The sequence below is a fragment of the Pantoea sp. DY-15 genome, assembly GCF_019795935.1.
Classification (GTDB): Bacteria; Pseudomonadota; Gammaproteobacteria; order Enterobacterales; family Enterobacteriaceae; genus Pantoea; species Pantoea leporis.
In genome coordinates this window covers 113,989-137,714 of sequence record NZ_JAIMIF010000002.1, presented here as the reverse complement: position 1 = coordinate 137,714, position 23,726 = coordinate 113,989, and the positions used below count along the sequence as shown (strand labels likewise).

Annotated in this window: 21 protein-coding genes; 14 read left to right on the top strand and 7 right to left on the bottom strand. The window is 54.1% G+C overall.

Annotated features, from left to right (window positions below):
• Positions 1-163: 163 nt before the first annotated feature.
• The 10 genes from K5Y32_RS09300 (at position 164) to K5Y32_RS09255 (ending at position 10,157) form a co-directional block, all read left to right on the top strand.
• Positions 164-343, top strand: coding sequence for a hypothetical protein (locus K5Y32_RS09300; RefSeq protein WP_222183123.1), 180 nt, complete (start codon positions 164-166; stop codon positions 341-343).
• Between the two features lie 13 nt (positions 344-356).
• Positions 357-1,979, top strand: coding sequence for a TIGR04028 family ABC transporter substrate-binding protein (locus K5Y32_RS09295; protein ID WP_222183121.1), 1,623 nt, complete (start codon positions 357-359; stop codon positions 1,977-1,979).
• Between the two features lie 12 nt (positions 1,980-1,991).
• Positions 1,992-2,936: an ABC transporter permease gene (locus K5Y32_RS09290; protein ID WP_222184264.1), complete on the top strand. Its 945-nt coding sequence runs from the start codon at positions 1,992-1,994 to the stop codon at positions 2,934-2,936.
• Positions 2,933-3,790: an ABC transporter permease gene (locus K5Y32_RS09285; protein WP_101761392.1), complete on the top strand. Its 858-nt coding sequence runs from the start codon at positions 2,933-2,935 to the stop codon at positions 3,788-3,790. The genes K5Y32_RS09290 and K5Y32_RS09285 overlap by 4 nt, the downstream gene beginning before the upstream one ends.
• On the top strand, positions 3,787-5,397 hold the full coding sequence (locus tag K5Y32_RS09280; protein WP_222183119.1) for an ABC transporter ATP-binding protein: 1,611 nt from the start codon (positions 3,787-3,789) through the stop codon (positions 5,395-5,397). Before K5Y32_RS09285 ends, K5Y32_RS09280 begins: the two co-directional genes overlap by 4 nt.
• Positions 5,394-6,395: a putative FMN-dependent luciferase-like monooxygenase gene (locus K5Y32_RS09275; protein ID WP_222183117.1), complete on the top strand. Its 1,002-nt coding sequence runs from the start codon at positions 5,394-5,396 to the stop codon at positions 6,393-6,395. The genes K5Y32_RS09280 and K5Y32_RS09275 overlap by 4 nt, the downstream gene beginning before the upstream one ends.
• 12 nt (positions 6,396-6,407) lie before the next feature.
• Positions 6,408-7,505, top strand: a complete 1,098-nt coding sequence (locus K5Y32_RS09270; RefSeq protein WP_222183116.1) for an alkylhydroperoxidase domain protein — start codon at positions 6,408-6,410, stop codon at positions 7,503-7,505.
• A 2-nt stretch (positions 7,506-7,507) separates the two neighbouring features.
• A complete protein-coding gene (locus tag K5Y32_RS09265) occupies positions 7,508-8,659 on the top strand; it encodes an amidohydrolase (protein WP_222183114.1) in 1,152 nt (383 codons plus the stop codon).
• 23 nt (positions 8,660-8,682) lie between these two features.
• Positions 8,683-9,531, top strand: a complete 849-nt coding sequence (locus K5Y32_RS09260; protein ID WP_222183112.1) for a VOC family protein — start codon at positions 8,683-8,685, stop codon at positions 9,529-9,531.
• An 86-nt stretch (positions 9,532-9,617) separates the two neighbouring features.
• On the top strand, positions 9,618-10,157 hold the full coding sequence (locus K5Y32_RS09255; RefSeq protein WP_222183110.1) for a GNAT family N-acetyltransferase: 540 nt from the start codon (positions 9,618-9,620) through the stop codon (positions 10,155-10,157).
• Positions 10,158-10,342: 185 nt separating this feature from the next.
• Here K5Y32_RS09255 and K5Y32_RS09250 read toward each other — a convergent pair whose 3' ends face one another.
• From K5Y32_RS09250 to K5Y32_RS09230, 5 genes are all read right to left on the bottom strand, one after another.
• Positions 10,343-12,370, bottom strand: coding sequence for a hypothetical protein (locus K5Y32_RS09250; RefSeq protein WP_222183108.1), 2,028 nt, complete (start codon positions 12,368-12,370; stop codon positions 10,343-10,345).
• Positions 12,371-12,760: 390 nt separating this feature from the next.
• A complete protein-coding gene (locus tag K5Y32_RS09245; RefSeq protein WP_222183106.1) occupies positions 12,761-13,597 on the bottom strand; it encodes a hypothetical protein in 837 nt (278 codons plus the stop codon).
• A gap of 4 nt (positions 13,598-13,601) precedes the next feature.
• Positions 13,602-15,176 carry a hypothetical protein gene (locus tag K5Y32_RS09240; RefSeq protein WP_222183104.1) on the bottom strand — a complete coding sequence of 525 codons (1,575 nt, stop codon included), beginning with the start codon at positions 15,174-15,176 and terminating at the stop codon, positions 13,602-13,604.
• Positions 15,177-15,191: 15 nt separating this feature from the next.
• Entirely contained in the window at positions 15,192-16,664 is a 1,473-nt protein-coding gene (locus K5Y32_RS09235) for an OmpA family protein (protein WP_222183102.1), read from the bottom strand.
• 243 nt (positions 16,665-16,907) lie between these two features.
• A complete protein-coding gene (locus K5Y32_RS09230) occupies positions 16,908-17,816 on the bottom strand; it encodes an AraC family transcriptional regulator (RefSeq protein ID WP_222183100.1) in 909 nt (302 codons plus the stop codon).
• A gap of 179 nt (positions 17,817-17,995) precedes the next feature.
• Here K5Y32_RS09230 and K5Y32_RS09225 point away from each other — a divergent pair, with 179 nt between their 5' ends.
• From K5Y32_RS09225 to K5Y32_RS09215, 3 genes are all read left to right on the top strand, one after another.
• Positions 17,996-19,090: an NADH:flavin oxidoreductase/NADH oxidase gene (locus K5Y32_RS09225; protein WP_222183098.1), complete on the top strand. Its 1,095-nt coding sequence runs from the start codon at positions 17,996-17,998 to the stop codon at positions 19,088-19,090.
• Positions 19,091-19,360: 270 nt separating this feature from the next.
• On the top strand, positions 19,361-20,344 hold the full coding sequence (locus K5Y32_RS09220; RefSeq protein ID WP_222184262.1) for an aldo/keto reductase: 984 nt from the start codon (positions 19,361-19,363) through the stop codon (positions 20,342-20,344).
• Between the two features lie 107 nt (positions 20,345-20,451).
• The gene (locus K5Y32_RS09215; protein ID WP_222183096.1) at positions 20,452-20,727 is read left to right on the top strand and encodes a hypothetical protein; all 276 of its coding nucleotides are present in this window, start codon (positions 20,452-20,454) and stop codon (positions 20,725-20,727) included.
• Between the two features lie 92 nt (positions 20,728-20,819).
• Here the strand turns inward: K5Y32_RS09215 and K5Y32_RS09210 are convergent, their stop codons facing one another.
• Together K5Y32_RS09210 and K5Y32_RS09205 are read right to left on the bottom strand one after the other, a co-directional pair.
• Complete coding sequence (locus K5Y32_RS09210) at positions 20,820-21,923, bottom strand: NADH:flavin oxidoreductase/NADH oxidase (protein ID WP_222183094.1); 1,104 nt, start codon at positions 21,921-21,923, stop codon at positions 20,820-20,822.
• Positions 21,924-22,154: 231 nt separating this feature from the next.
• On the bottom strand, positions 22,155-22,661 hold the full coding sequence (locus tag K5Y32_RS09205; RefSeq protein ID WP_222184260.1) for an SRPBCC domain-containing protein: 507 nt from the start codon (positions 22,659-22,661) through the stop codon (positions 22,155-22,157).
• Between the two features lie 164 nt (positions 22,662-22,825).
• Between K5Y32_RS09205 and K5Y32_RS09200 the strand changes: the two genes are divergently transcribed.
• Positions 22,826-23,725 carry a LysR family transcriptional regulator gene (locus K5Y32_RS09200; protein WP_222183092.1) on the top strand — a complete coding sequence of 300 codons (900 nt, stop codon included), beginning with the start codon at positions 22,826-22,828 and terminating at the stop codon, positions 23,723-23,725.
• Position 23,726: the final 1 nt, after the last annotated feature.

Here is a 23,726-nt window from a genome sequence, read left to right as displayed (position 1 = left end):
GCCGGCAATCCGCAGCGCTGAACGAAGCGAGGAAGCCAGGAGAGCCCGCAGGACGCGGGCGAAAGGCGGAGCCGGGACAGGACGTCCCGTCTCCGCCGGTCCGTCAGGCAGACGAGCGAAGTGAAGGTGCCGCGTAAGCGGCGCGAGGACCGCCGGATCAAAAGTGGCACCGGTCAGCGCCATCACCAATGGCTTAGCTAATAAGCATTACACCATTTATGGCGCCCCATCGTATGAACAGAACGCCTATTTATTTTTTTTAGCAAAGCTTAGTGCAATTCCTTGGTTCAACTCCCGTGTGCGGCATTCAATGATGAAAACCGCCCGTCGGGCTATTGATTAAAAAGGGAAACACCATGACTAAGCATTTTCACTTGCAGGCGTTGAGTTTGGCCCTGCTATTAGGGATTTTTAGCGCCCACGCGGCAGACACGCCCGTCAAAGGCGGCACGCTGGTTTACCTCGAACAACAGGCACATACCAACCTTTATCCACCCGCCGGTGGCTTTTATCCCAATGGCGGTATTCTGAATCAAATTACCGATAAGCTGACGTGGCAGAATCCTGAAACCTTGAAAGTGGAACCGTGGATTGCCGAAAGCTGGAGCAGTAACGCCGATAAAACCGAATATACCTTTAAAATTCGTCCCGGCGTCACTTTCTCCGATGGCACGCCCTTAGATGCCAATGCGGTAGCCAAAAACTTTGATACTTACGGTCTGGGAAATAAAGCCCAGCGCCTGCCAGTTTCCGAAGTAATTAATAATTACGATCGCAGTGAAGTCATTGATCCTCAGACGGTGAAATTCTATTTCAAAAAACCGTCACCCGGTTTTTTACAGGGCACCGCTACCATCGGTTCGGGCCTGGTTTCCCTCAGCACGCTGCAGCGTAGCTTCGACCAACTCGGCGATGCGCGTCATATTATTGGTTCCGGTCCGTTTGTGGTCAGCGATGAGAAACTCGGCCGCGAGGTCGATTTAACCGCGCGCAAAGATTATCAATGGGGCCCGAAAAACCTCGCCCAGCAAGGTCCCGCCAATCTCGACGGCATTAAATTCATCGTCACGCCGGAAGACAGCGTGCGTATTGGCGCGCTGCTGGCCGGCCAGGCCGACCTCATTCGTCAGGTGCAAGCCTACGACGAGAAGCAGGCGCAGCAGCAAAACTTCCCGATTTACGCTGCACCCACGCGTGGCGTCAACGACAGCATTAGCTTCCGCCCGGATAACCCGCTGGTCAGCGATGTGAAAGTGCGTCAGGCGCTGCTGCACGCCACCAACGCTCAGCAAGTGGTGCAAACCCTGTTCTCACCAAACTATCCGCAGGCCACCTCGGTGATCGCCACCTCGGCGGCCGGTTACGTCAATCTGGCCGACAAGCTGAAATTCGATCCGACGTTATCGAAAAAGCTGCTGGATGAAGCGGGCTGGAAACCGGGCAGCGACGGCATCCGCGAAAAGGATGGCAAGAAACTGGCGCTGACCATTTATGAATCGCTGCCGCAGCCGCAGAACAAAGAGGTGCTACAGCTGGTGGCACAGCAGTGGCGTCAGGTTGGCGTCGCGCTGGCGGTGAAAGCCGGTGATGCAGGCAGCCGCGTGCTGGATAACCTCGATCCGCTGAAAACCCCGCTGGTGGTGTCCGAAGTGGGACGCGCCGATCCTGACGTGGTGAAGAGCCAGTTCTATCCGACTAACCGTGATGCGCTGCTGCAAAAAGGCGGCTCCAGCGACAAGGTGCAGAACTTCCGCGACGACAAGCTGAACACGCTGTTGCTGGGGATCTCCTCGGAAGTCGATCCGGCGAAACGCCTGGCGGTGACTGGCGAGGCGCAGCGCTATCTGCTCGATCAAGCCTATGTGATTCCGATTTTTGAAGAACCGCAGGTGTTTGCCGGTGCGCCGTGGCTGAAAGGCGTAAATTTTGAAGCCGTCGGTCGTCCGTCGTTCTACGGCGCGTGGCTGGAAAAACACTAAGGCAGGTTGATGATGCAACGTTCACTGCTGCGAAGAGTGGGTCAAAGCGTTTTGGTGCTGTGGGCCGCGTTTACCCTGTCGTTCTTTCTGCTGCAGGTGCTGCCCGGCGATGCGGTGCTGATCAAGTTTCAGAACCCGGATCTGGGCCTTAGCCCGGATCAAATCGCCGAAATGCGACTGGCTTACGGCGCGGATAATCCGCTCTGGCAGCAGTACGTGCACACGCTGCTGGCGATGGTGCGCGGCGATTTTGGTTACTCGGTGCAGGCGGGCGTGCCGGTCAGCGAACAGCTGATCAGCAACCTGCCCGCCACGCTGCAACTGGCGCTGCTCGGTTTTGTGCTGGCAACCCTTATCGCGTTCGCGCTGGCGGCGTTATCGCGCTTGCCAGCGCTGCGCTTCCTGCGTTCGGTGCTGCAATCGGTACCGGCGCTGTTTATCTCGCTGCCGACCTTCTGGCTCGGCATCGCGCTGATTCAGCTGTTCTCCTTCCAGCTGCGCTGGATCCCGGTGATCAATCCCTCGGCGCTGCAGGGGTTGATTCTGCCGGTGATTACCGTGGCGATCCCGATCTCCGCGCCGCTGGCGCAGATTCTATTACGCAGCATCGATCAGGTTTCTACCCAGCCGTTCGTGGCGGTCGCGCGCGCTAAAGGCGCCAGCGAAAGCCATGTGCTGTGGCATCACGTGATGCGCAATGCGCTGCTGCCGGTGCTGAACGTTGCCGGTTTGCTGCTCGGGGAACTGATCGCCGGTGCGCTGATTACCGAAACCGTGTTTGGCCTAAGCGGCGTCGGTCAGCTGACGCAGCAGGCGGTGAATAATCAGGACGTCGCGGTGTTACAGGCGGTGGTGATGATCTCGGCGCTGGCGTTTGTGCTGATTAACCTGCTGGTCGATGCGCTGATGCCGCTGTTCGATCCGCGTCTGCAATCCGTTGCCGGAGGCAACCGATGAGCCTGGTCGATTACTCAACTGCACGTCAAAGCAACGGCAACGCGCGCGCGTCCCGCGTGCTCAACATTCAGCCGGGTTTGTGGCTGGCGTGGGGCGTGATGCTGTTGGCGCTGCTGGCGGCATTTGCGCCTGGTCTGTTTACCCATTTCAGCCCAACGGAAGGCGTGCCTGGCGCACAACGTCTGCCGCCGCAAGCCGCTTACTGGCTCGGCACCGATCAGCTGGGCCGCGATCTCTACGCGCGCATTATTTATGGTGCGTCACAGTCGCTGTCGGCGGCGGTCGCAGCGGTGGCGATGGGGCTGATTGGCGGCACCACGCTCGGCGTGCTGGCGGGCGCGATGGGCGGTCGCACTGAGAACTGGCTGATGCGCTTAGTGGATGTGCTGCTGTCGATTCCTTCGCTGCTGCTGTCGCTCAGCATTCTGATTCTGCTGGGTTTTGGCACCGTGCACGCCGCGCTGGCGGTGGGCATCGCCTCGATTGCCAGCTTTGCCCGCCTGGCGCGTGGCGAAGTGGTCCGCGTACGCCGCAGCGAGTTCGTCGAAGCGGCTTACGGCAGCGGCGGCAGTTTCTGGCGCGTGTTGTGGCGTCATATTTTACCCAACTCGCTGACGGCGGTGATCGCCTTCGCCGCCTTGCAGTTTGGCCAGGCGATTCTGGCGTTATCCACGCTCAGCTTCCTCGGCTACGGCACGCCGCCGCCGACGCCCGAATGGGGTTTATTGATCGCCGAAGGACGTAACTATCTGGCGACCGCGTGGTGGCTCACCACCTTCCCCGGCATTGTGGTGGTCGCCGTGGTGCTGGCCGCAAACCGCATCAGCCGTCAACTGGCCGGAGGTGACGCATGAGCGCGTTATTAGCCATTGAAAATTTAACCCTCAGCTATCGCCAGCGCGGCGAGTGGCGTGCGGTGGTTCACAACGTCAGCTTTGAGTTGCAGCCTGGTGAAATGGTGGCGCTGGTCGGTGAGTCCGGCTCCGGCAAAACCACCACCGCGCAGGCCATTATTGGTTTGATGGCGGACAACGGCCGTCGTGACAGCGGCAAAATTGTGCTGAACGGCACCGATATCGCCGGTTGGTCTTCTAAACGTCTTGATAGCCTGCGCGGCGTCAGCATCAGCTTAGTGCCGCAGGATCCGGGCAACTCGCTCAATCCGGTGAAAACCATTGGCGATCAGGTCGGTGAAATGCTGCAGCTGCACCTGAAAATCAGCAAACCCGAACGCCAGCAGCGCGTGCTGGAATTGCTGCAAAAAGTGGGGTTGAGCCATCCGGAACAGCGCCTGACGCAGTATCCGCATCAGCTCTCCGGCGGCATGAAACAGCGCGTGCTGATTGCTATCGCCCTCGCCCTGCGTCCGCAGATTATCATTGCCGATGAACCCACCAGCGCGCTGGATGTCACGGTGCAAAAACGCATTCTCGATCTGCTGGATGTGCTGCGCCGCGAATCCGGTACGGCGGTGCTGTTTGTCACGCACGATTTGGCGCTGGCGGCAGAACGCGCCGATCGCCTGCTGGTATTTCGTCATGGCGAAGTTCAGGAACAAGGCCCGGCGGCGCAGGTGATCAACGCGCCTAAGCATGCTTACACGCGGCAGCTGTTGCAGGACGCCGATCCGGGCGACAGCGCGCTGTCCGTGCCGACACATGCCAACTTCTCGTCGCCTTCGATTCAGCTCTCCGGCATCAATAAACAGTTTTCCCTCGGTCGCCAGCAGCAGCTGCAGGTGGCGAAAGAGGTGTGCGTCACGGTGGCGCGCGGCACCACGCACGCGCTGGTCGGCGAATCCGGCTCGGGGAAAACCACGCTGGCGCGCATTCTTTTAGGCTTTGAGCAGGCCGATAGCGGCCGCGTGGTGATCGATGGCATCGATGCCACCGCGCTGCGCGGCGAAGCGCAACGTCAGCTGCGCCGCAAGATTCAGTTTGTGTATCAGAACCCGTTTGCCTCGCTGGATCCGCGCCAGACGCTGTTCGCCATCATTGAAGAGCCACTGCGTAACTTTGAGAAACTCAGCAGCGAGCAGCGCCGTGAACGCGTCGCAGCCGTGGCGCAGCGCGTGGCGTTACCGCTGGATCTGCTGACGCGTAAACCTCGCGAGTTGTCCGGCGGCCAGCGTCAGCGCGTGGCGATTGCGCGCGCCCTGATTCTGCAACCGGCGATTCTTGTGCTGGACGAAGCGACCTCGGCGCTGGATGTCACGGTGCAGGCGCAGATTCTGCAACTGCTGCAACAGCTGCAACGCGAGCTCGGCCTCACTTATCTGTTTATCACCCACGACCTCGCCACCGTGCGCCGCATTGCGCACAGCGTCACCGTGCTGCGCGCCGGTGAAGTGGTGGAGCAAGGTGACACTGTCACGATATTTAATGCGCCACAGCATCCGTATACCCGATCGCTGATTGACGCGATTCCCGCTTTCCGTACGCTGATTAAGGAGTCTGCATGACGCGCAAACGCATTGGTTTTTTCACTCGCCTGCTGGATGACACTTCCGCACAGCAGCGCTATCGCCTGGCAACGGAACAGATTCAGCACGCCGAGCGCACCGGTTTTGACAGCGCGTGGATTGCTCAGCACCACTTTCACGAGAAAGAAGGCGGCTTGCCGTCACCGCTGCTGTTTCTGGCCCACGTTGCGGCGCACACCCGCACTATTCGGCTTGGCACCGGCATCATCACGCTGGCGATGGAGAACGCGCTGCGCGTCGCCGAAGATGCAGCGGTGCTGGATTTGCTGAGCAACGGTCGCCTCGAAGTCGGATTAGGATCGGGCGGCACCGCGACCTCGTTTCTGCCGTTCGGTATCACCATCGACCAGCGCGCCAGCGTGTTTGCCGATCATCTGCATCAACTGCTGAGCGCCTGGCGCGGCGATACGTTGGGCCATCCGGAGAATCATCTTTATCCCGCTGCGCCGACGCTGGCGCAGCGCGTGTGGATCGCCACCTTCTCGGTGGAAGGCGCGGCGCGCGCGGGACAAGCCGGGCACGGTTTGATGCTGTCGCGCACCCAGCCGCGTCCGGCGGGCCAGCCTGATTTGCCGCTCCACCAGATACAAAACCCGATGATTGATGCCTATCTGGCGGCTTTACCAGCAGGCATTGCGCCGCGCATTCTGGCATCGCGCACCGCTTTTGTGGCCGATTCCAACGACTACGCACGCCGTCTTGCCGAGCCGGGCTTACAGCGCCAGGCGCAGCATTTCCGTGAATCGGGACACGTGATTGGCAACACGCTGGACGAACAGGCGCGTCAGCTGGATGCGCACTTCGGCGATGCCGACACGGTGCGGCAATCGCTGCTGGCCGATACGTCGCTGCAACGCGTCACCGATATCAGCTTCCAGGTGCACTCCATCGATCCGCCACACGCCGACATTCTGCGTTCTATCGAATTGATTGCCGAGCATATTGCGCCCGCGCTGCGTGCGCTAAGCCACGCTTAACAGGAGAATTTCATGTCTCAACCGTTTGATTTACTGGCCGCGCTGGCGGATATCGATCCCGCGTCTGAACTGGCGCAAGCTCGCGCCGAACGTCATGCTGCCACCCAGCATACGCAAGGCAGCTACGACGTGCTGTTTTCGCAAGATGATGAGGATTTGCCATTAGCAGAACGCTTTGCGCTGGCCGCGCAGGTCGCGGCCTGGCATGGCGCGTCGAGTCTCGAAGCGCATTACCGCCAGCCGGATCAACCTAACAACGCACGCTTCGCTGCGGGTCTGGCGTTTGCGGAACTGCTGAGCCTGCATCCGGTTGATGCTACGCCGCAGCACATCGAGACGCTGCAAGCTGCCGGCTGGTCGCCGCGCGGCATCGTCACGCTGGCGCAGCTGATTGCCTTTGTCAGCTTCCAGAGCCGTTTGCTCGCGGGTTTGCGGTTGCTCAACGGCGAAGAGACGGCGTCGCAGCCGCATGCGGTGGCCGGTAAATGGCACGATGCGCCGCTCACCGTCAGCGGTAAAACCGCCCTCACCGCCTTTACCCAACAGGAACTCGGCTGGGAACCGTGGCTGGCGGCGAAACCGCTGCATGAATTTAGCGCTGAAGAGCAGGCAACGCTGGCGAAATTCGGCCATAGCGACTCTGATTACTTCCGCCTGCTGGGCCGCAATCAGCCGCTGCTCGAGCAGCGCACGCTGACTGATAAAGGCATCTTCTACACCGCTGGCGGACTTTCACGCGCCGAGCGTGAACTCGCCGCCACGGTGGTGAGCAAGGTCAACGGCTGCATTTACTGCGCCTCGGTGCATGCGCGCAAAGCCAGCCAGCTGTCGAAAGATGAACCGGCGGTGCAGAAGCTGCTGAATGTCGCGCCGGGCGCTGAGCTGTCGCACGGACAATCGGCGCGCTGGGCGGCGCAGATCGATCTGGTTGCCACCTTATCGATCACGCCTGCCGCCACCAGCCTAAAACAGCTGCAGGCGCTGCGCGATCAGGGATTCAGCACGCTGGAGCTGCTGGACCTGATTCAATCCGCCGCCTTCTTCGCCTGGGCGAACCGCCTGATGCTGACGCTCGGCGAACCTTTCTTACCTGAACACACACAAGGATGACCATGAAGGATCTTTCCCATCAACAGCTGGTGCGCTGGCGACGCGAGCTACATCAGCATCCCGAGCTGTCGGATCAGGAATTTGCCACCACCGAGCGCCTTACCCGCTGGCTGCAGGAACTCAACGTCAAGCTGCTGCCGTTGGAGCTGAAAACCGGCGTTGTAGCAGAAATCGGTCACGGCGAACCGCTGATTGCGCTGCGTGCCGACATCGACGCCCTGCCAATCGATGAGCAAAGCGATCAAGCATGGCGCTCCCAGCAGCCGGGCGTGATGCACGCCTGCGGCCACGATCTGCACAGCAGCGTAATGCTGGGCGTCGCACAGCAGTTGAAACGCATCGAATCCCAGCTGCCTGGCCGCGTGCGTATTCTGTTCCAGCCTGCCGAAGAGATTTTTACCGGCGCGAAACAGCTGCTGGCGGCGGGCGCGCTGAAAGATGTGCAGGCGATTTTCGGCCTGCATAACGCGCCAGATCTGCCAACCGGCACGCTGCGTACGCGCGGCGGCGCCTATTATGCCAACGTTGATCGTTTCCAGATCACTATCAACGGCAAAGGTGCGCACGCCGCGCGTCCGCATGAAGGCATTGATAGCATCGTGATTGGCAGCCACATCGTCACCGCGCTGCAAACGCTGCCGAGCCGCGTGTTCAGTTCGCTGGAGTCGCTGGTGGTCAGCGTGACGCGCTTTACCGCAGGCAACAGCTGGAACGTGCTGCCTCAAACGGTGGAACTGGAAGGCACGGTGCGCACCCACAATGCGGCGATTCGCGCGCAGATCCCGCAGAAAATGAGAGCGCTGATAAACGGGATCGCCGCCGGATTTGGCGCACAGGCGGAGCTGGTGTGGCAGGAAGGTCCGCCTTCGCTGGTCAACACCCCGCAATGGGCCGATTTCGCGCTGGATCTGGCCGCAGAGCAAGGCTATCAAACACAGGTCGGCACGCCGCAGATGGGTGGCGAAGACTTCGCCTTCTACCTGCAGCAGCTGCCGGGCGCGTTCGTCAGCATCGGCAGCGCCAGTGAATTTGGCCTGCATCACGCCGGATTCGATCCGGATGAAGCGATGCTGGAACCGGCGGTGCATTACTTTACCGAGCTGGCCCAGCGCGCGCTGCTGACGCTGCGCCAACAACAGTCGCTGGCATCGTGACCATGAGAGCAAGGAGAAAAGCGATGGCGATTTCTGTACCTGTTCCACGTCTCGACCATGTGGTGATCAACGTTGCCAGCCAGTTGGATGACGCCAGCGCGCTGTTTCGTCGCCTGGGATTTCAGCTGACCGAGCGCGGCCATCATTCCCTCGGCTCCAGTAATCATCTGGCGATTTTTGGAGATAACTATCTGGAGCTGTTGGGGTTTGAGCCTGGGCGCGGCAATCTGCGCCAGGATTTGTGGCAGTCGCCGATTGGCCTCAGCGGATTAGTGTGGAAAACCGAGGATGCCGATGCGGTGTGGCGCTATCTGGAGAGCCAGGACATCGACGGCGATCTGCCGGCGAGCTTTTTCCGTCCCGTTACTTTGCCGGACGGCACCGAGCAGGAAGCACGCTTCCGCACCGTGCGATTGCGCCCGTCGCTGGTTGCGAACGGCCGCAGCTTCTTTTGTCAGCACGATACGCCGGATTCGGTGTGGCAGGACGCGTGGCGCGTCCATCCGAATGGCGTGAGCGATATCGTCGAGTTCGTGGTGGTGGCGCAGGATCCCGCCGCCGCTGCTCAGCCCTACAGCCGTTTATTCGGTGCCGATAAACTCACCGCCTGTCAGGAAGGCGCGTTTGTGCTCAAAGCGGGCGTGGCAACGGTACGCTTTGCCGCCGCGGAATACGTTACGCAGCGCTTCGCCGGATTGCCGATTGATTACGACGGCAGCGCGCGCATGGCAGGATTGAGTTTGCGCACCTCGGATCTGCGCAAAGTGAAAGCCAGCCTGCTGCTCGGTGATGTGCCGTTCCGCGAGGAAGCGGCGGCAATTATTGTTGGTGCCGAGCAGGCATTTGGTGTGGCGTTGCGGTTCCAGTTGTGATTTCCGTCGCGCATTTGTAGGGTCGCCATTTATGGCGACCTGGTTTAACTTAATTCACTTTCGTCATCGATAAGCGAAGGTGAAATGTGACCGCTAAACTGCATCTCGAAACCGCCAGGCTCACCTGCTCGCAGATCGCGAAAGACGACTGGGACTTCTTCCATCAGCTCCAGCTCTCGCCTCACGTCATGCATTACGTCGCCGATGCAAAATCTGAAGAAAAAATTCTCGCCGATTTCACAGCAAGATTGCCGCTCTGGTCGCCACGCAGCACGCATTGGCTGTGTCTGGTGGTGCGGGAGAAACAGTCAGGTAATCGCATCGGCGTCAGTGGTTATATCCATCGCGAAAATGACTGCGCCGAAGTTGGCTTTCTGTTCAAGCCAGAAGCGCAAGGAATAGGCTATGCGCACGAGTCGCTTCGGGCGATTTGTGACTATGCATTTAGCGATGGCGGTATCCGTCGCCTGAGCGCCACCGTCACCGCAGGCAATACGCCCTCACGTCGGTTGCTGGAAAAAGTCGGCTTCGTATTAGAAGGTGAGCTGCGGGAAAATTACTGGCTGAGGAATGCGTGGCATAACGATTGGCTGTTTGGGTTGTTGTGTGGGGAATATGGGTTGTAGTACAGGTGTTATCCACTTAGTTCGGGATCTGGTTTAATTAACGACTTAGCCATATTCAAACCGAACAAACATAGAGATGTCCGCTTTGTGCCAGAAGCGGACATTGTTTTTCTAAGGAAAAACGGCGATGATGCACTCTGTTGATTACATCGCCATTACAATAACACTCAATATATCAAAAAAAATCAAAGGCTCACGTTAATAGTCTCGACCTCTAAATCGTAATCTGCTGATTTGATCACCGGGAAACTATGCTCTTGTTCCATTGGGGCTAACAGGCCACCTGATTTAAATACAAGATATTTTTTTGATATCTTATAAGAGTCATTATTTATATAAGGGAACCCTATTTCATTATACTCATAATCTTTAGTGTTAGCATTCAATTGTGGTGGGGTTGAGATATACTTACTGAAATTATCTTTCAATTCATTGATGTTGTTATAAAGTCTGTACCAAGCGATAGGTTTCGACTTGTTTTGTGAAATCACGGTCAGCAGGTTTATTTCATTTGAGGAGAAGTATGCCCGAAGTATTTTTTCATCAACGACTGGTATTGAATTAAAGGCATGCCCAACAAATATACGACTACTGTTAATTATAAACCCTGAAACCTTATAATCTTTATTCGCATCATAACTCCAATTCAATCGTTCAAAAACAGCCTCTAAATTGGCTTTTAAAAATTCCGTCTTCCTTAAAATCTGTTCTCCCGCATGTTGAAGTATTTCAGACGTACGATACTTAGATATTTCTGAATCAGTAGTAACTATAGACTTTGCTTCACCAATTAATATCAAGTCATCGACTCTTGCCAATAAGTCAATCTCTTCCTCACCAGATATTACCTTAATTCTTTTAGATACTGCATTGTCATAGTCAGTTATAAACACATTACTCCTGAGAGCACTATTTATTTCGTCTATAACTTTTTTTTCGTAAGTGGTTCCTTTTTTACTGAGGTCAATATCAAAAAGATATGCCCAACGTTCGAAAAGCCTAAATATCACTGGTGCGTTTAATGCGCTAGTCAATAATGCATACTTATTTTTCTTTAATTTTACCAATGGTTGACACCAAATATCTCCGGATGGAGAAGAATTAAATGTCAGAAAATCAAGAATCTTACTAACTTTAAGTACGTTAATTTCTGTAGCTTCAAACAAGGCACGTTCTAATGAGCTTGCTTGAACGGTTGGACAAAACTCTCTTAATTTATTAACATTAAATGCACTATCATCTTCTGGGTATTTTTCAGTCTCAGTGTTAGCGATGAGCATCAATACTCTCATTACATTCAATACTTCTGATAAGCAAAACCCTTTACCGAAATCGTTGTTTAACCATTCTTTAGGAAAGTGGTCTTCAAGATCATGCTCTCCCATTCTCCACTGCGCGTTTATTGTTTTTAATTCTCCAGTCGCATTACTAATAGATGCAACTTTTGCTACTCTTTTTTTATTACCTCGAGTAATATAAATATATTTATCACCATCAAAGAATTGGGCTATATTAGGTCGGGTAGCGATAAGTGTCATTTGGGCTGAAAGGCTTTCTTTTCGCAGGCAACTGTTATTAAATGCAATTTCAAATGGTGTGTTTGGCTGTTCAATTCTGAATATTTTATTTTCAACATCAACGTCTACTAAATTATAATCACTCCATAAAACGCATTGCCAAAGATGGATGTAAGTATGATATAACTGAGATAACCAGCTTTCTTGTTGGATGAAAATCATTTCATCTATTGGATCTTCAGAACTAGTTATTTGACTATTATTCTCTATGCCTTTCATGCATTGTCTTATGGCAAGCTGAAAACCATCAACAGCTCCATGAACGATCTCTCCTAAGCTTTGTTTGTTTCCTCGACTATTTGCTTTGAGCATTATGTCATTAGCATTTGTCGTTGGTGTTCTTTTTGCAAGTTTAAGAGCAACAGCTGATGTCCTATTGGAACTTGCAATATACGAGATCATCAGTTTTTCATGACTTGTTTTCGGTGCTTGTCGATATAAATCCGCTAGTTTTTCTCTAATATCACTGAGCACACTATCCATGATTATACCCATTGTATGGATTTTTTTATCTCTCGCTGAAGAGTTTGCTTCAACCTTAGTCCACTCCTCATTCCATTTTTCAAGACTAAAATCAGCACGTATTGGTGTTTTGATTCTTCCCTTAACAATTTTACTAACAAACTGATCACTCATAACGATTATTTTCCTTGATTGATTAAATCCATACATGCGAGTCATTACCCAGCAGTTAACCTCTGGCCTCTGCTCTATTCGTTCGAAAACTCGCCTTAATGGGAATATCATAGAATTGTAGATGAATAAACTACTTACATTGGGGGACATTAATCAACAAAGATCAGATCACATTTTCGAAATTCCACTATTCGCTCATAGCGGACCTTGCCATACGCACACATTCTTTCAATGCCAGATGCGGGAGATGTTAAAGCGCTTTGCCCAGATCAACGGTGAGCAGGTGAACATGGGTAATCAACCCTAAAACCATTATGGTGACGAAGTCGCGACTCATATTCACTGCCCTAGCCTGACGCTGAGGCAGTGAATACATCATTTCTGATCAACTTATTGCAAATCTACATTCAACGCCGGTGCACCAAAACTGACTAACTCCGCATTCGACGCAGTAAAATAGTCGCGCCAGAATATCTCAAGCTGCTGAATGATTTTCCCTGAGCGATAATTGTTTTTCGCATCGGTATCAATCAATCCTGCACCTGCGACAAACACCTTTGCGCCAGCAAAATCCGCTAACAAATTCTGCTGTTTAACCTGCTGCAACTCTTTCTCTGGCGAGAGCAAACGCAGCGCGTTATTGCGGTAGAAGCTATCGAAAGCGCTGTTTTCCAGCATATCGGAGATCAGAAACAGAGTACGTGACGCGTTTTCATCCCGCTGAAGATCATGACTAATGCGTTTAAGGCTATCGAGGATCTCGCTTTTAGCGATGTTATCGCCCTTCTCAGCGAAACTTTTTGCCATCAGCCCACCCAATGCGCTCGCGAAATATTGCTTCTGCTCACTCAGGCATTTGTCGAGGTTCTTCAAACTTTCCATGCCTTGATTGTCGCGGATTTTCTTGTCCGTGAGTAACGGTTCCAGACGACCATCAAATAAGCGCTGCATGAAATTGTTCTGCAACAACGCCGAGAACTGATAAAGCACCACATGATCGCCGGGCTGACTAAAACGCATGATCTGCTGCCAACTGGCATTTTTGATCTGCAGCGGCACTTTAACCGTTTGATCAATAATCACCACCAGCTCACGACCGCTGTTGGCCGGGCGATATTGACTGAGTTTGGCATAGTCATAACAGCTCGGAATATCGTTGCGATCCGCAGCCTGCGCCAGGGCATTCACCCCGGCTAACAGCAGCAAACACCATTTGCTGATCTTCACCTGATTATCCTCTGGCCTTATTGAGCACGCGCTGCACTTTACGACGACTGAGCAGCGCTTCAATTGACAGACCCAAATCCTCAGCCACCAAACGCAGTTCTTCATCATCTAAGGCTGTCAAATCGCCTAACTCCGCAATGCGCGCCTTTTCATCGGCGTTAGCAGCAGGTGCCGTTTCCAGTGCCACCGGTGCAGGCGTTGGCGTTTTGGGTTCAAATACCAAAGCCGGTTCTGGCTGATGTACCGGGCGCTCTGGAGCAACGGTTGCACGTGTGGCGTTAAATTGCTGATGCTGATCATCGGCCAGTGCTTTATCGCGCTGCTTACCGCGCACGTAATCGTCGAAGGTCCGAACATCAGTTTGTGCAATGCTGGCGCTACTGGCGCGTTGCATCGCCATACGATTCTGCAAGCTTGCCAGTTTATCCTGCGCATCACGCTCTACGCGCTCACGGCGCATGGCGTACCACGCGGCAAACTCTTCAGAGCTACTGAAATTACCAATATATTTCGCCGCCAGGCGAGATTCGATACCCACCAGAGAACGGTAATAACCAATCAAAATACCGATAATTTGCACGCCAATGAAAATCACCGACAGAATAATGAAGGTCAATTTGGAGGCGAACACGCGGTTGTCACTGACCTCTTTCGCCGCTTGCTTATCAGCCTGCTGATTATCTTCCACCGCTTGCTGTGGCAACTCAAAAGGTGAAGCGTTGCTCGCCACGCTGGTTTGGCTAAACGGCGTACCATTAATGGCCTGGGTTTCGGCGGCATTGATGGTTGCCGCACGAATGAAATAGGCACCTACCGCAAAGGTGACGATCAGCAACAGCGTCACAACCGTTTGTACATATTGCGGTTTTGCACCAATACCGTGGTTCACACGGTTGAGCATTTGCAAATAGCTGGGTGCGTCATCATCAATGCGGCTGTTTTCCAGCGACACGCGGTTGTCTTTAACCAACGCCTGCGCATGGCCTTCCAGACGCGCTTCTTTATGCCAGTAGCGGATTTTGCTCAGCAGCGTATTTTTGTGTAACTGCGTGCCCATTAAGTGCGTAGCGGGCACCAAAATCACACCAATCAGCACCGAAACCACAATCGCCGACAGCTCCGCCTGGTTCGCAGAGATGTTGTTGGCAATGAATGGCGAAAGTACCAGCGCAAAGATAAAGGCTTCCAGAATGACGAGGGCGATACTGCATAACCACAACACCACGCTGGTCGGTTTGCGGCCCCGCTCATCCACTTTGTTCAGATAGTTAACGCAGCGCAGATAAAAATCGGCATCGCGGTTGGAGATGCTATGAAACTGATAGAACTTGCCACACAAAGCTTCTTCTGCCGGATGCCAGATGCGTCCGCCGGTGCCCGCACGGCGAGATTCATGGCTACGCGACAAACGGGTGATGTGTCCAAACAGCGGTAGGGAACAAAACAGGTTGAGGAAGAAGTAACGAACTTGATCCCACCATTTGATCACGCCAAGTGTTAGCGCCAACAGCCCGAAAAGCGGCCAAAAGATGTAGCGATAGGTGGCGATCGCCTGCATTAAGGTATCTAAAATTTCCATAAGAGAGTTATCCGTTTATCCACGCTGAGGTGCGTAATTGGCCAGCCACGGCTGACGATGGTTGCTATAAAAGAGTTGTCCTTGTTGCGCAGGCTTGCCTGATTTCGGCAGCAAGAGATCGACGCACGAGATCGGTTGTTGCTGGGCATCGGCGATGTAGACGCGGTAAAGAATGCTGTCTTCCCCTTCCCAACTGTTGGCCACACTTGCCATGCCTTGCAGCGCCTTGCGGTTGCCCTGCGCATAGTTTGGCGTGATGAGCACTTGTGGGTTTTGCGTCACCACCGCCCCCTCTTTGAGAACAAACACTGGCGTCAATGTCACCAGGTTGCCATTCACCAATCCTGCCCACGCGCGCCCGTTCATATTGGGCAGATATTCCCGCGTATCATGCTGATCGATCGCCTTACCGCTGGCTAAATTCTTGGCCAGTCCACTGACGCGAGGAAGATCGGTGAGACAGCTACCGCTGACACTACTGGCCTGCGCCTGACTAATCAGGCTGAAGCCTTGTGACCGCGGCTTTAAGTTGCTGGCGAGTCCCGTAACCTGTGCGCTAGTGGGCTTGCCACCAAAATCGACAAAGTTAACGGGATTGCTCTCAGCAATAGCTTGAGTGGGTTGGGTCACCACTTCCGGCGCTTTTACTTCAGCGCTTTTTGCCGCAGCCTTCTTGCTCGCTTTACGTGGTGCCGCCCTGGCGGTTGAAGTACGCGCCAGCGTATTTTCAGCAGCAGAGCTGTGCCGCAAATACAGTGGGTTATTGCTTTCCAGCGCCAGACGCTGGCGTAACAGTGTTTCATTCGCCAACGCCACGATTTCAACCCGGCGGTTTTGTGCCCGACCCGAAAGGGAATCGTTATCCGCCAGTGGACGTGAGGAACCCACGCCCTGGAAATAGAGTTGGCTGGCTTTAATGCCGCTTTGCTCCAGTACCAGCCCAACGTTGCGGGCACGCGCTTCAGAAAGTTGCTGATTGTGTTCGGCGTTGCCAGTGGCGTCCGTATGTCCCACCACCAGCAAAACATCACTGGAGGATTGCTGGCCGCCTTTCATCGCTGTGGCAATTTTTTGCACCTGACGCATGCCGCTGCTGGTCAGTTCTGCACTGTCGATGGCGAACATGGTACCGTCCTCAACTTGTGCAACAATCCCAACCGGCTCCTGCTTGCTGTTCTCCTGCGCCTTAAGCGCCTGAGTGCTAATGCGAATTTTTTCTTCCTGGGCGACTTTAGCCAGCGCCTGTTCACGATTCTGCCAAACGTTCCCGACCACGCATCCCGCTACGCCGCCTGCCACTCCACCCACCAAAGCTTTCTTTGCGTCGTGAGTCACCAGATAAGTGATACCGCCACCCAGTGCGGCACCGCCGATACAACCGGCAGCGGTACCGTAATCACGAGCAAAGTCATTCATTGAGGCACAACTGGAAGTCAGAGAAGCGGCGATCAGCACGGATGCAGCTTTTTTAGAAAAGGGTAAATTCACATCAAATCCTTGATTGAAAAATCCTCTGTCGTGCGGAGGAAACAATGATTAATGGTTGAGGCTGATTGATAAAAAAAATTCACAGGGTTGTATCGGCAGCAATGCCGGTGACTTTAGACCTCGTGGCGAATTTCTTCTATTCAAGGAGATAGGGGATTAAAACGGATTGACGCAGGAGGAAACGATGAAATTACGTTAGTAATATTATCCAATCACCGCTGGCAATAGCGCAGCGAATACCACTTATCCCTCTCCAACTAAACGCATGCGTTTGATATCTCTTTGCGGAGATTCGCCAAACTCGCGTCTGTATTCGCGGCTGAACTGCGATGCACTCTCATAACCAACCATCAACGCTGCGCTGTTGGCATCGAGATTTTTACTCAACATTTGCTGTCTGGCTTCCTGTAGTCGTAACTTTTTCTGGTATTGCAAAGGGCTGACACCTGTCATAGCGCGAAAATGCTGACGAAACGTCGATGGACTCATAAAAGCATTCGCTGCCAGTTCCTCCATGCTGACAGGGCGCGTGAAGTTTTGTTTCAACCAGCCAACGATCCTGGAAATATTTTGACTGGGCGAACCGGCGGTAGCGATATGTCTCAACTGCGGACCATGGTTGCTGGCTAATAAGCGCATCACAATCTCTTGCTGGATAAGCGGTTCAAGATGAGTAATTAAATCCGGTTCATCAAGTAACTTAATTAAGCGGCTTAACGCATCAATCAACCCCTCATCCAGAGGTTCGACTGACAGTGGATTGAGCGGTATTTCCTTGCTGGGCCTGGCGGGTGGCATCAGCGCGGCAATCTGCACTACCACGCGAGGATCAAGCGTTAACATTAAGCCTAAAAAAGGCTCACGCTGACTGGCCCGAGTCACATGCGATACCACTGGCAAATCGATGGTTGTGAGCAGAGACTCGCCCGCGCTGTAATGCGTCGGTTTACCCGCCAGCATGATCTCTTTTGCTCCCTGCACCACCACACCCAAACCCATCTGATAAATACAGTGTACTGGCAACGTTGCCATGTTGCGGCGATGAACAGAAAGTGAAGCTATAGCGGTTAAGTGGTCCCCCTCGTTTTGGGCAATCCTGCTAATCAGCGCAGCCAATTTTTCAACGCCAGAATTCAAATCATTATCGACCATTTAAGCCTACCACCTGCCCCAGATTCAATCCGGCGATTTTACCATCAGTAAAATTCAATATGTACCCTTCGAGGCACATGCATCGTTTTAGGCAATTCTCTCGGCAGATCCGACAAGCCTGGCAGGCAAAAGCCGCCCCATAATAGGTCAACACTTAATCTGAAGAGCCGAGACGAAAAATGCCTGGTTTATTTGATTCCTACACGCTTAAAGACATTACCCTTCGCAATAGAATCGTTGCGTCACCGATGTGCCAATATCAGGCTAACGGTGGACTCATTAACGACTGGCACAAGTCACATTATTCAATGCTGGCAAAGGGAGGCGTGGGTTTACTCATCGTTGAGGCAACCGCCGTTTTGCCTGAAGGACGTATCACTCCGGGTGACCTTGGCCTGTGGAGCGATGCTCATACTGAAGGATTCGCATCGGTTGCCTCAGCGATCAAACAAACCGGGGCGGTAGCGGGAATTCAGCTTGGCCATGCGGGTAGAAAAGCGGGATGCACTCCTCCGTGGATGGGTGGCGCGCCTTTAGATCAGCAGGATCCAAACGCATGGATTCCGGTTTCTGCCAGCGCAGTGCCCTACGTGCAAGATAGTAATTACGTTCCTCATGAGATGTCTTTAGAGGAAATCCAGCACACCATTAATGCTTTCAAACAGGCTGCGCGTCGCGCTGCGGAAGCTGGATTTGAGTGGCTTGAACTTCATTTTGCACACGGCTTTCAGGCTCAAACATTCCTTTCAACAAAAACCAACTTTCGTGAAGATCACTATGGCGGCTCTTTAGCGAATCGTGCACGTTTTATGCTTGATGTTGTTGAGTCCGTAAAGTCCGTCTGGCCTGCACACCTGCCACTCACCGCTCGACTCGGTGTCATCGAATTTGATGCCTGTCCTGAACACAGCTTTGCTGAATCTCTGGAAGTCATTCGCTGGCTGAAAAAAGCCGGTATCGACTTTGTTGATGTGGGTTTGGCGCTCTCAACTCCCGATGAGCAGGTACCTTGGGGGCCAAATTTCATGGTTCCCTACGCGGAACGGGTGCGTAGAGAAACCGGCATTCCCGTAGCAACGAGTTGGATGATCACCAGAGCCAGCGATGCTAACGACTTTATCCAGGATGCAAAACTAGACCTGGTGTTTTTTGCCCGCACGCTTTTGGCCAATCCGCACTGGGTTTTCCAGGCAGCACGCGAACTGAATATCAGCTCACCCGAGTCGTTATTGCCAGTGCCTTATGCGTATTGGCTGAAGAATTGGGCGCAATAATTCCCCAACGTTTTTGCGGACAGGCAGCTTCTCGCAGCGCTGCCGCTTAACGTCATTCATCCTCTGGAGATCACCATGAAAATAAAAAAATTCGATGCTTCGGCTGAGGCATTCCCGACGTCGCCAGGAACAATCAGTCGGCGCAGTTTTATATCCCGGACAGCAATGATCAGCGCAGGTATGGCCTTTAGCTCGCTGTCGTGGGGCGCCTCCACATCCGCCGCTTCCGGGGCACAGAAAAATACCAATTCATCGCCAGCAGGAGAGATTATGTCAACGCGCAAACTTGGTAATCTTACCGTCTCAGCACTGGGCGCAGGCTGTATGAGCATCAGTGCCAACTACGGTCCGGCGGCCGACCGTCATCAGGGTATCCGTACGCTTCGGGAAGCACATGATAAGGGCGTTACGTTCTTCGATACGGCGGAAGTGTATGGTCCCTACACCAATGAAGAGTTGGTTGGAGAAGCCTTAGCGCCAATTCGTGATCAGGTCATCATTGCCAGTAAATTTGGCTTCGATATCAAAAACGGTGGACTAAACAGTCAGCCTCAGCATATTCGTCAGGTTGTTGAAGAATCGCTTCGCCGACTGAAAACCGATCGTATTGATCTCTATTATCAGCATCGGGTTGATCCCAATGTGCCAATAGAAGACGTCGCTGGCACCATCAAAGATCTGATTAGTGAAGGAAAAATCCTGCATTTTGGCCTTTCCGAAGCCAGCCCTGAAACCATTCGCCGCGCCCATGCTGTGCAGGCCGTAACGGCCGTCCAGACGGAGTACTCGGCAATGAACCGCGATCCGGAGCACAACAGCGTTCTGCAAACCTGTGAAGCGTTGGGTATTGGATTTGTTCCCTGGGGGCCCGTTGGAATGGGTTATTTAACCGGGACACTGAACGCGCAATCCCATTTTGATGCAGACAAAGATCTGCGGGCTGGCTTTGACCGCTTCTCACCTGAAAATCTGGCAGCCAATCAGCCGTTTTTGCATCTGCTAAGAAAAATGGGTGCAGAAAAAAATGCCACGCCCTCTCAGATTGCCCTGGCATGGTTACTGGCACAGAAACCCTGGATTGTGCCGATTCCAGGCACCAGAAACAGTAATCACCTGCATGAAAATCTGGGCGCATTAAACATTCGATTTACGCCAACAGAATTAAGCGAAATGAATACGGAGCTGTCTGCCTTAAAAGTTCACGGTGGCAGGATGAACAAACAACAAATGCAGATCGTTCAGCCATCTTCATAACCCTGCCTGCATCCTAAAAACCAGGATTTTTCGCAAGCCGCCTCTCATCCTCTAAAGTTTAAGCATAAGAGGACGAAAATCCTTTTAGACATTCTGGAGGATTGCGTATGTGTAAAGTCTTGGTTTTATTGTCCGGCTTGATGATGCTGCAAACAGCGATGGCCGCTGATGGCACGATTAGCTTCAGCGGTGCGATTGTTGAACCGTCCTGCACCACGGCTACTCAGCTGCAAGGAACGTCCGTTACCTGCACGCGCGAAGGTGTTGATAAAGTGCGTACTATTACACTCAATCAGTCACAACAAGCGCTGCCTTATCAACTGGGGACCGTGCGCGTGAAATCGGTTAATAATCTTAAGTTTATTGAAGTGACGTACAAATAAGCTGATTCCTGAGGATCGGTCGCCATGAATGGCGACCCTACGAAACCCTTGTAGGGTGCGCATTCATGCGCACCTTCATACATAGACTTAACTTAAGCCTCACTCACTCGATAACGCTCCAGCCAGTGCGCGTAAGGCGCGGGCAGCACCCATGATGGTTCGTTCTTATCCAGCGCCAGCGCGGCCTGATATGCCCAATTTGGATTTTTCAGGTGCGCACGCCCCACCATCACCAGATCCAGCTGACTTTTCTCGATGGTTTGATTAGCAATCGCCGGTGCATCAATGCCCCACGCCGAAGCCACAGGGATATTCGCTTCACGGCGCACGCGCTCAGCGATCGACGCCAGGAACGCGGGCCCCCACGGAATATTGGCATCCGGCGTGGAGAAGCCCACGCTGACGCTCAGCAAATCAAGACCCTTTTCACGCCACTGTTTGGTCAGCGTGATGGATTCCTGCAGCGTCTCTTCGTCGCGCCCATCAAACTCCAGCACGCCAAAACGCGCCGTCAGCGGCAGATTTTCTGGCCATACCGCGCGCACCGCATCGAAGGTTTCATGCAGGAAGCGGCTGCGACCAGTCAAATCGCCGCCGTATTCATCCGTGCGCTGATTGGCGTGCACCGAGAAGAAGCTCTGCGCCAGATTGCCGTGCGCGAAGTGCAGCTCCAGCCATTCGAAACCGGCGTCACGCGCGCGTTGGGCGGCACGCACAAAGTCGTCACGCACGCGCTGAATATCCGCATGCGTCATGGCTTGTGGCACGCGCGGCAGGTTTTGACCAAACGCCACCGCTGATGGCGCAATGGTTTCCCAACCGGCAGCGTCATCGGCCGCGATATGGTCGTCGCCTTCCCACGGCTTATTGGCGCTGGCTTTGCGTCCCGCATGACCAATCTGAATGCCCGGCACCGCGCCTGACGCTTTGATTTCACGCGCAATCTGCGCCAGCTTTTCGGCCTGCTCGTCGTTCCAGATGCCAAGGCAAGCAGGTGTGATGCGCCCTTCCGGCGATACTGCGGTGGCTTCGACAATCACCAATCCTGCGCCGCCGCGCGCCAGGCTGTTGTAATGCACGCGATGCCACTCATTACTCATGCCATCCACGGCGCTGTATTGGCACATCGGTGGCACGGCGATGCGGTTACGCAGCGTGACATCTTTTAAGGTAAAGGGCGTAAATAGGCCTGACATAACCACCTCTGAATCTGATTAAAGCAAAATGATCTGCTTGCCGCTGAAGTTGCGATGTTGCATCGCCAGCAGCTGCACAGGTAATTGATCGCCAGCAGTTTATCCGCCAGACGCGCGGCCTGTTCCGCGCCGATGTATCGCTTCGGTATTGTGCATTAAATCACTCAGGCAGCACTTCGCACCCTGTGCGTGCGGCAGTAACATCTGAGGCGGTCGCCATAAATGGCGACCCTACGGACGGGCGGCAGCCACCAAACCATTCAGCCAATCCTGATGGCCGTTAATCATCGGGTTTGGCTGCGCTTTTGCCAGCTCGACGGCTGGTTTGCCGTTTTGCGTTTCCTGAGTCAGGATGCGCACGCGATTATCGGAAAGATCTTCAATCAGCCACGCATGCAGCACGTCCAGACGATCGTCGCTGCCCGGCTCGCCCGCCCAGCCGTGCCATGAAACGCGCGCCGGTTCGCCCGCGACAGGCGCCACATACTCAGTGATCTGCGCTTCAACCGGGAAGCCAAAGGTTTCAAAGTAGAAACGCACGCCCTGCTCCAGCTCGGGGCCTTTATTGTCATAAAAGCGCGCGTTGGCGGAGTTCTGGTAGTAGCTCGGCCACAATGCTGGCGTGTTGAGCAGCGGCCAGATATCGGCGGTTGTAAGGCCAGCGACAATCACTTCATTCGAGCAAAAATTATCAGTAAAACCCGGCACAAAACCTTCGGGCCAGTTAATCGCGTTCATTCTCATCGAGTCAATCTCAGGGTTAAAAGTGGGTTGCTAAAGGACAGTCGCAGTATCCGGCGGGCAGAGACATAAGGCCAATCGCCATTTTTTATTTGTGATATCACTTACTGTGATATCTGCATCACGTTATGCTTACTGCATCCTCGCTGAAGATGAAAACCATGAAAACCGATCTCCGCACCTTAGATCTCAACTTACTCAAAGCGCTCGATGCGCTACTTGATGAGCGCAGCGTGACGCGCGCAGCGGAGCGTTTATCGCTGACACAGCCCGCGGTTAGCGGCATGTTGACGCGGTTACGTGAATGCTTTGACGATCCGCTGTTCACCCGCACGCAACGCGGCATTGTGCCGACGCTGCGCGCGCTGGAACTGGCGCTGCCGGTAAAAAACATTCTGACGGAAGTGAGTACGCTGCTGCAGCCGAAGCAATTTGATCCGGCCACCGCCGAGATGACCATCAACATTGCCGCTACCGATTACGCGCTGCGGGCGGTGATCGTGCCGTTTATGGCGGCGTTGCGTCAGCAGGCGCCGGGGATTCGCGTGGCGGTGTTGCCGGTGAACAATGAGCAGTTGGCATTACAGTTCGAACGCGGATCGGTGGATATCGCCTTAATCACGCCCGATACCGCGCCGCCCGAACTGCATGCCCGCGCGTTGTACGCTGAAGAGTATGTTTGCCTGATGCGCGACGATCATCCGCTGGCCAATCGTGAAACCCTCTCGTTAGACGACTTCTGTGCGCAGGATCACGCGCTGGTGTCTTATCTCGGCGGGAATTTTCACGGCGTCACCGATGCCGCACTCAATGCGATGGGACGCTCGCGCCGCGTCACGCTTTCGGTATGCAGTTTTCTGGTGCTGCCGGAGATTTTGCGCGTTAGCGATTTGATCAGCGTGGTGCCGCGTCGTCTGGCGCTGCACCACGCAGGATTGAAAGTCTTCGCTCCGCCGCTGGAGATTCAGGGCTTCACTAAAACCGTGGCGTGGCACGAAAGAACGCACCGCGATGCCGGACATCGCTGGTTGCGCGACTTGCTATTCGCCACGGCAATTTAGG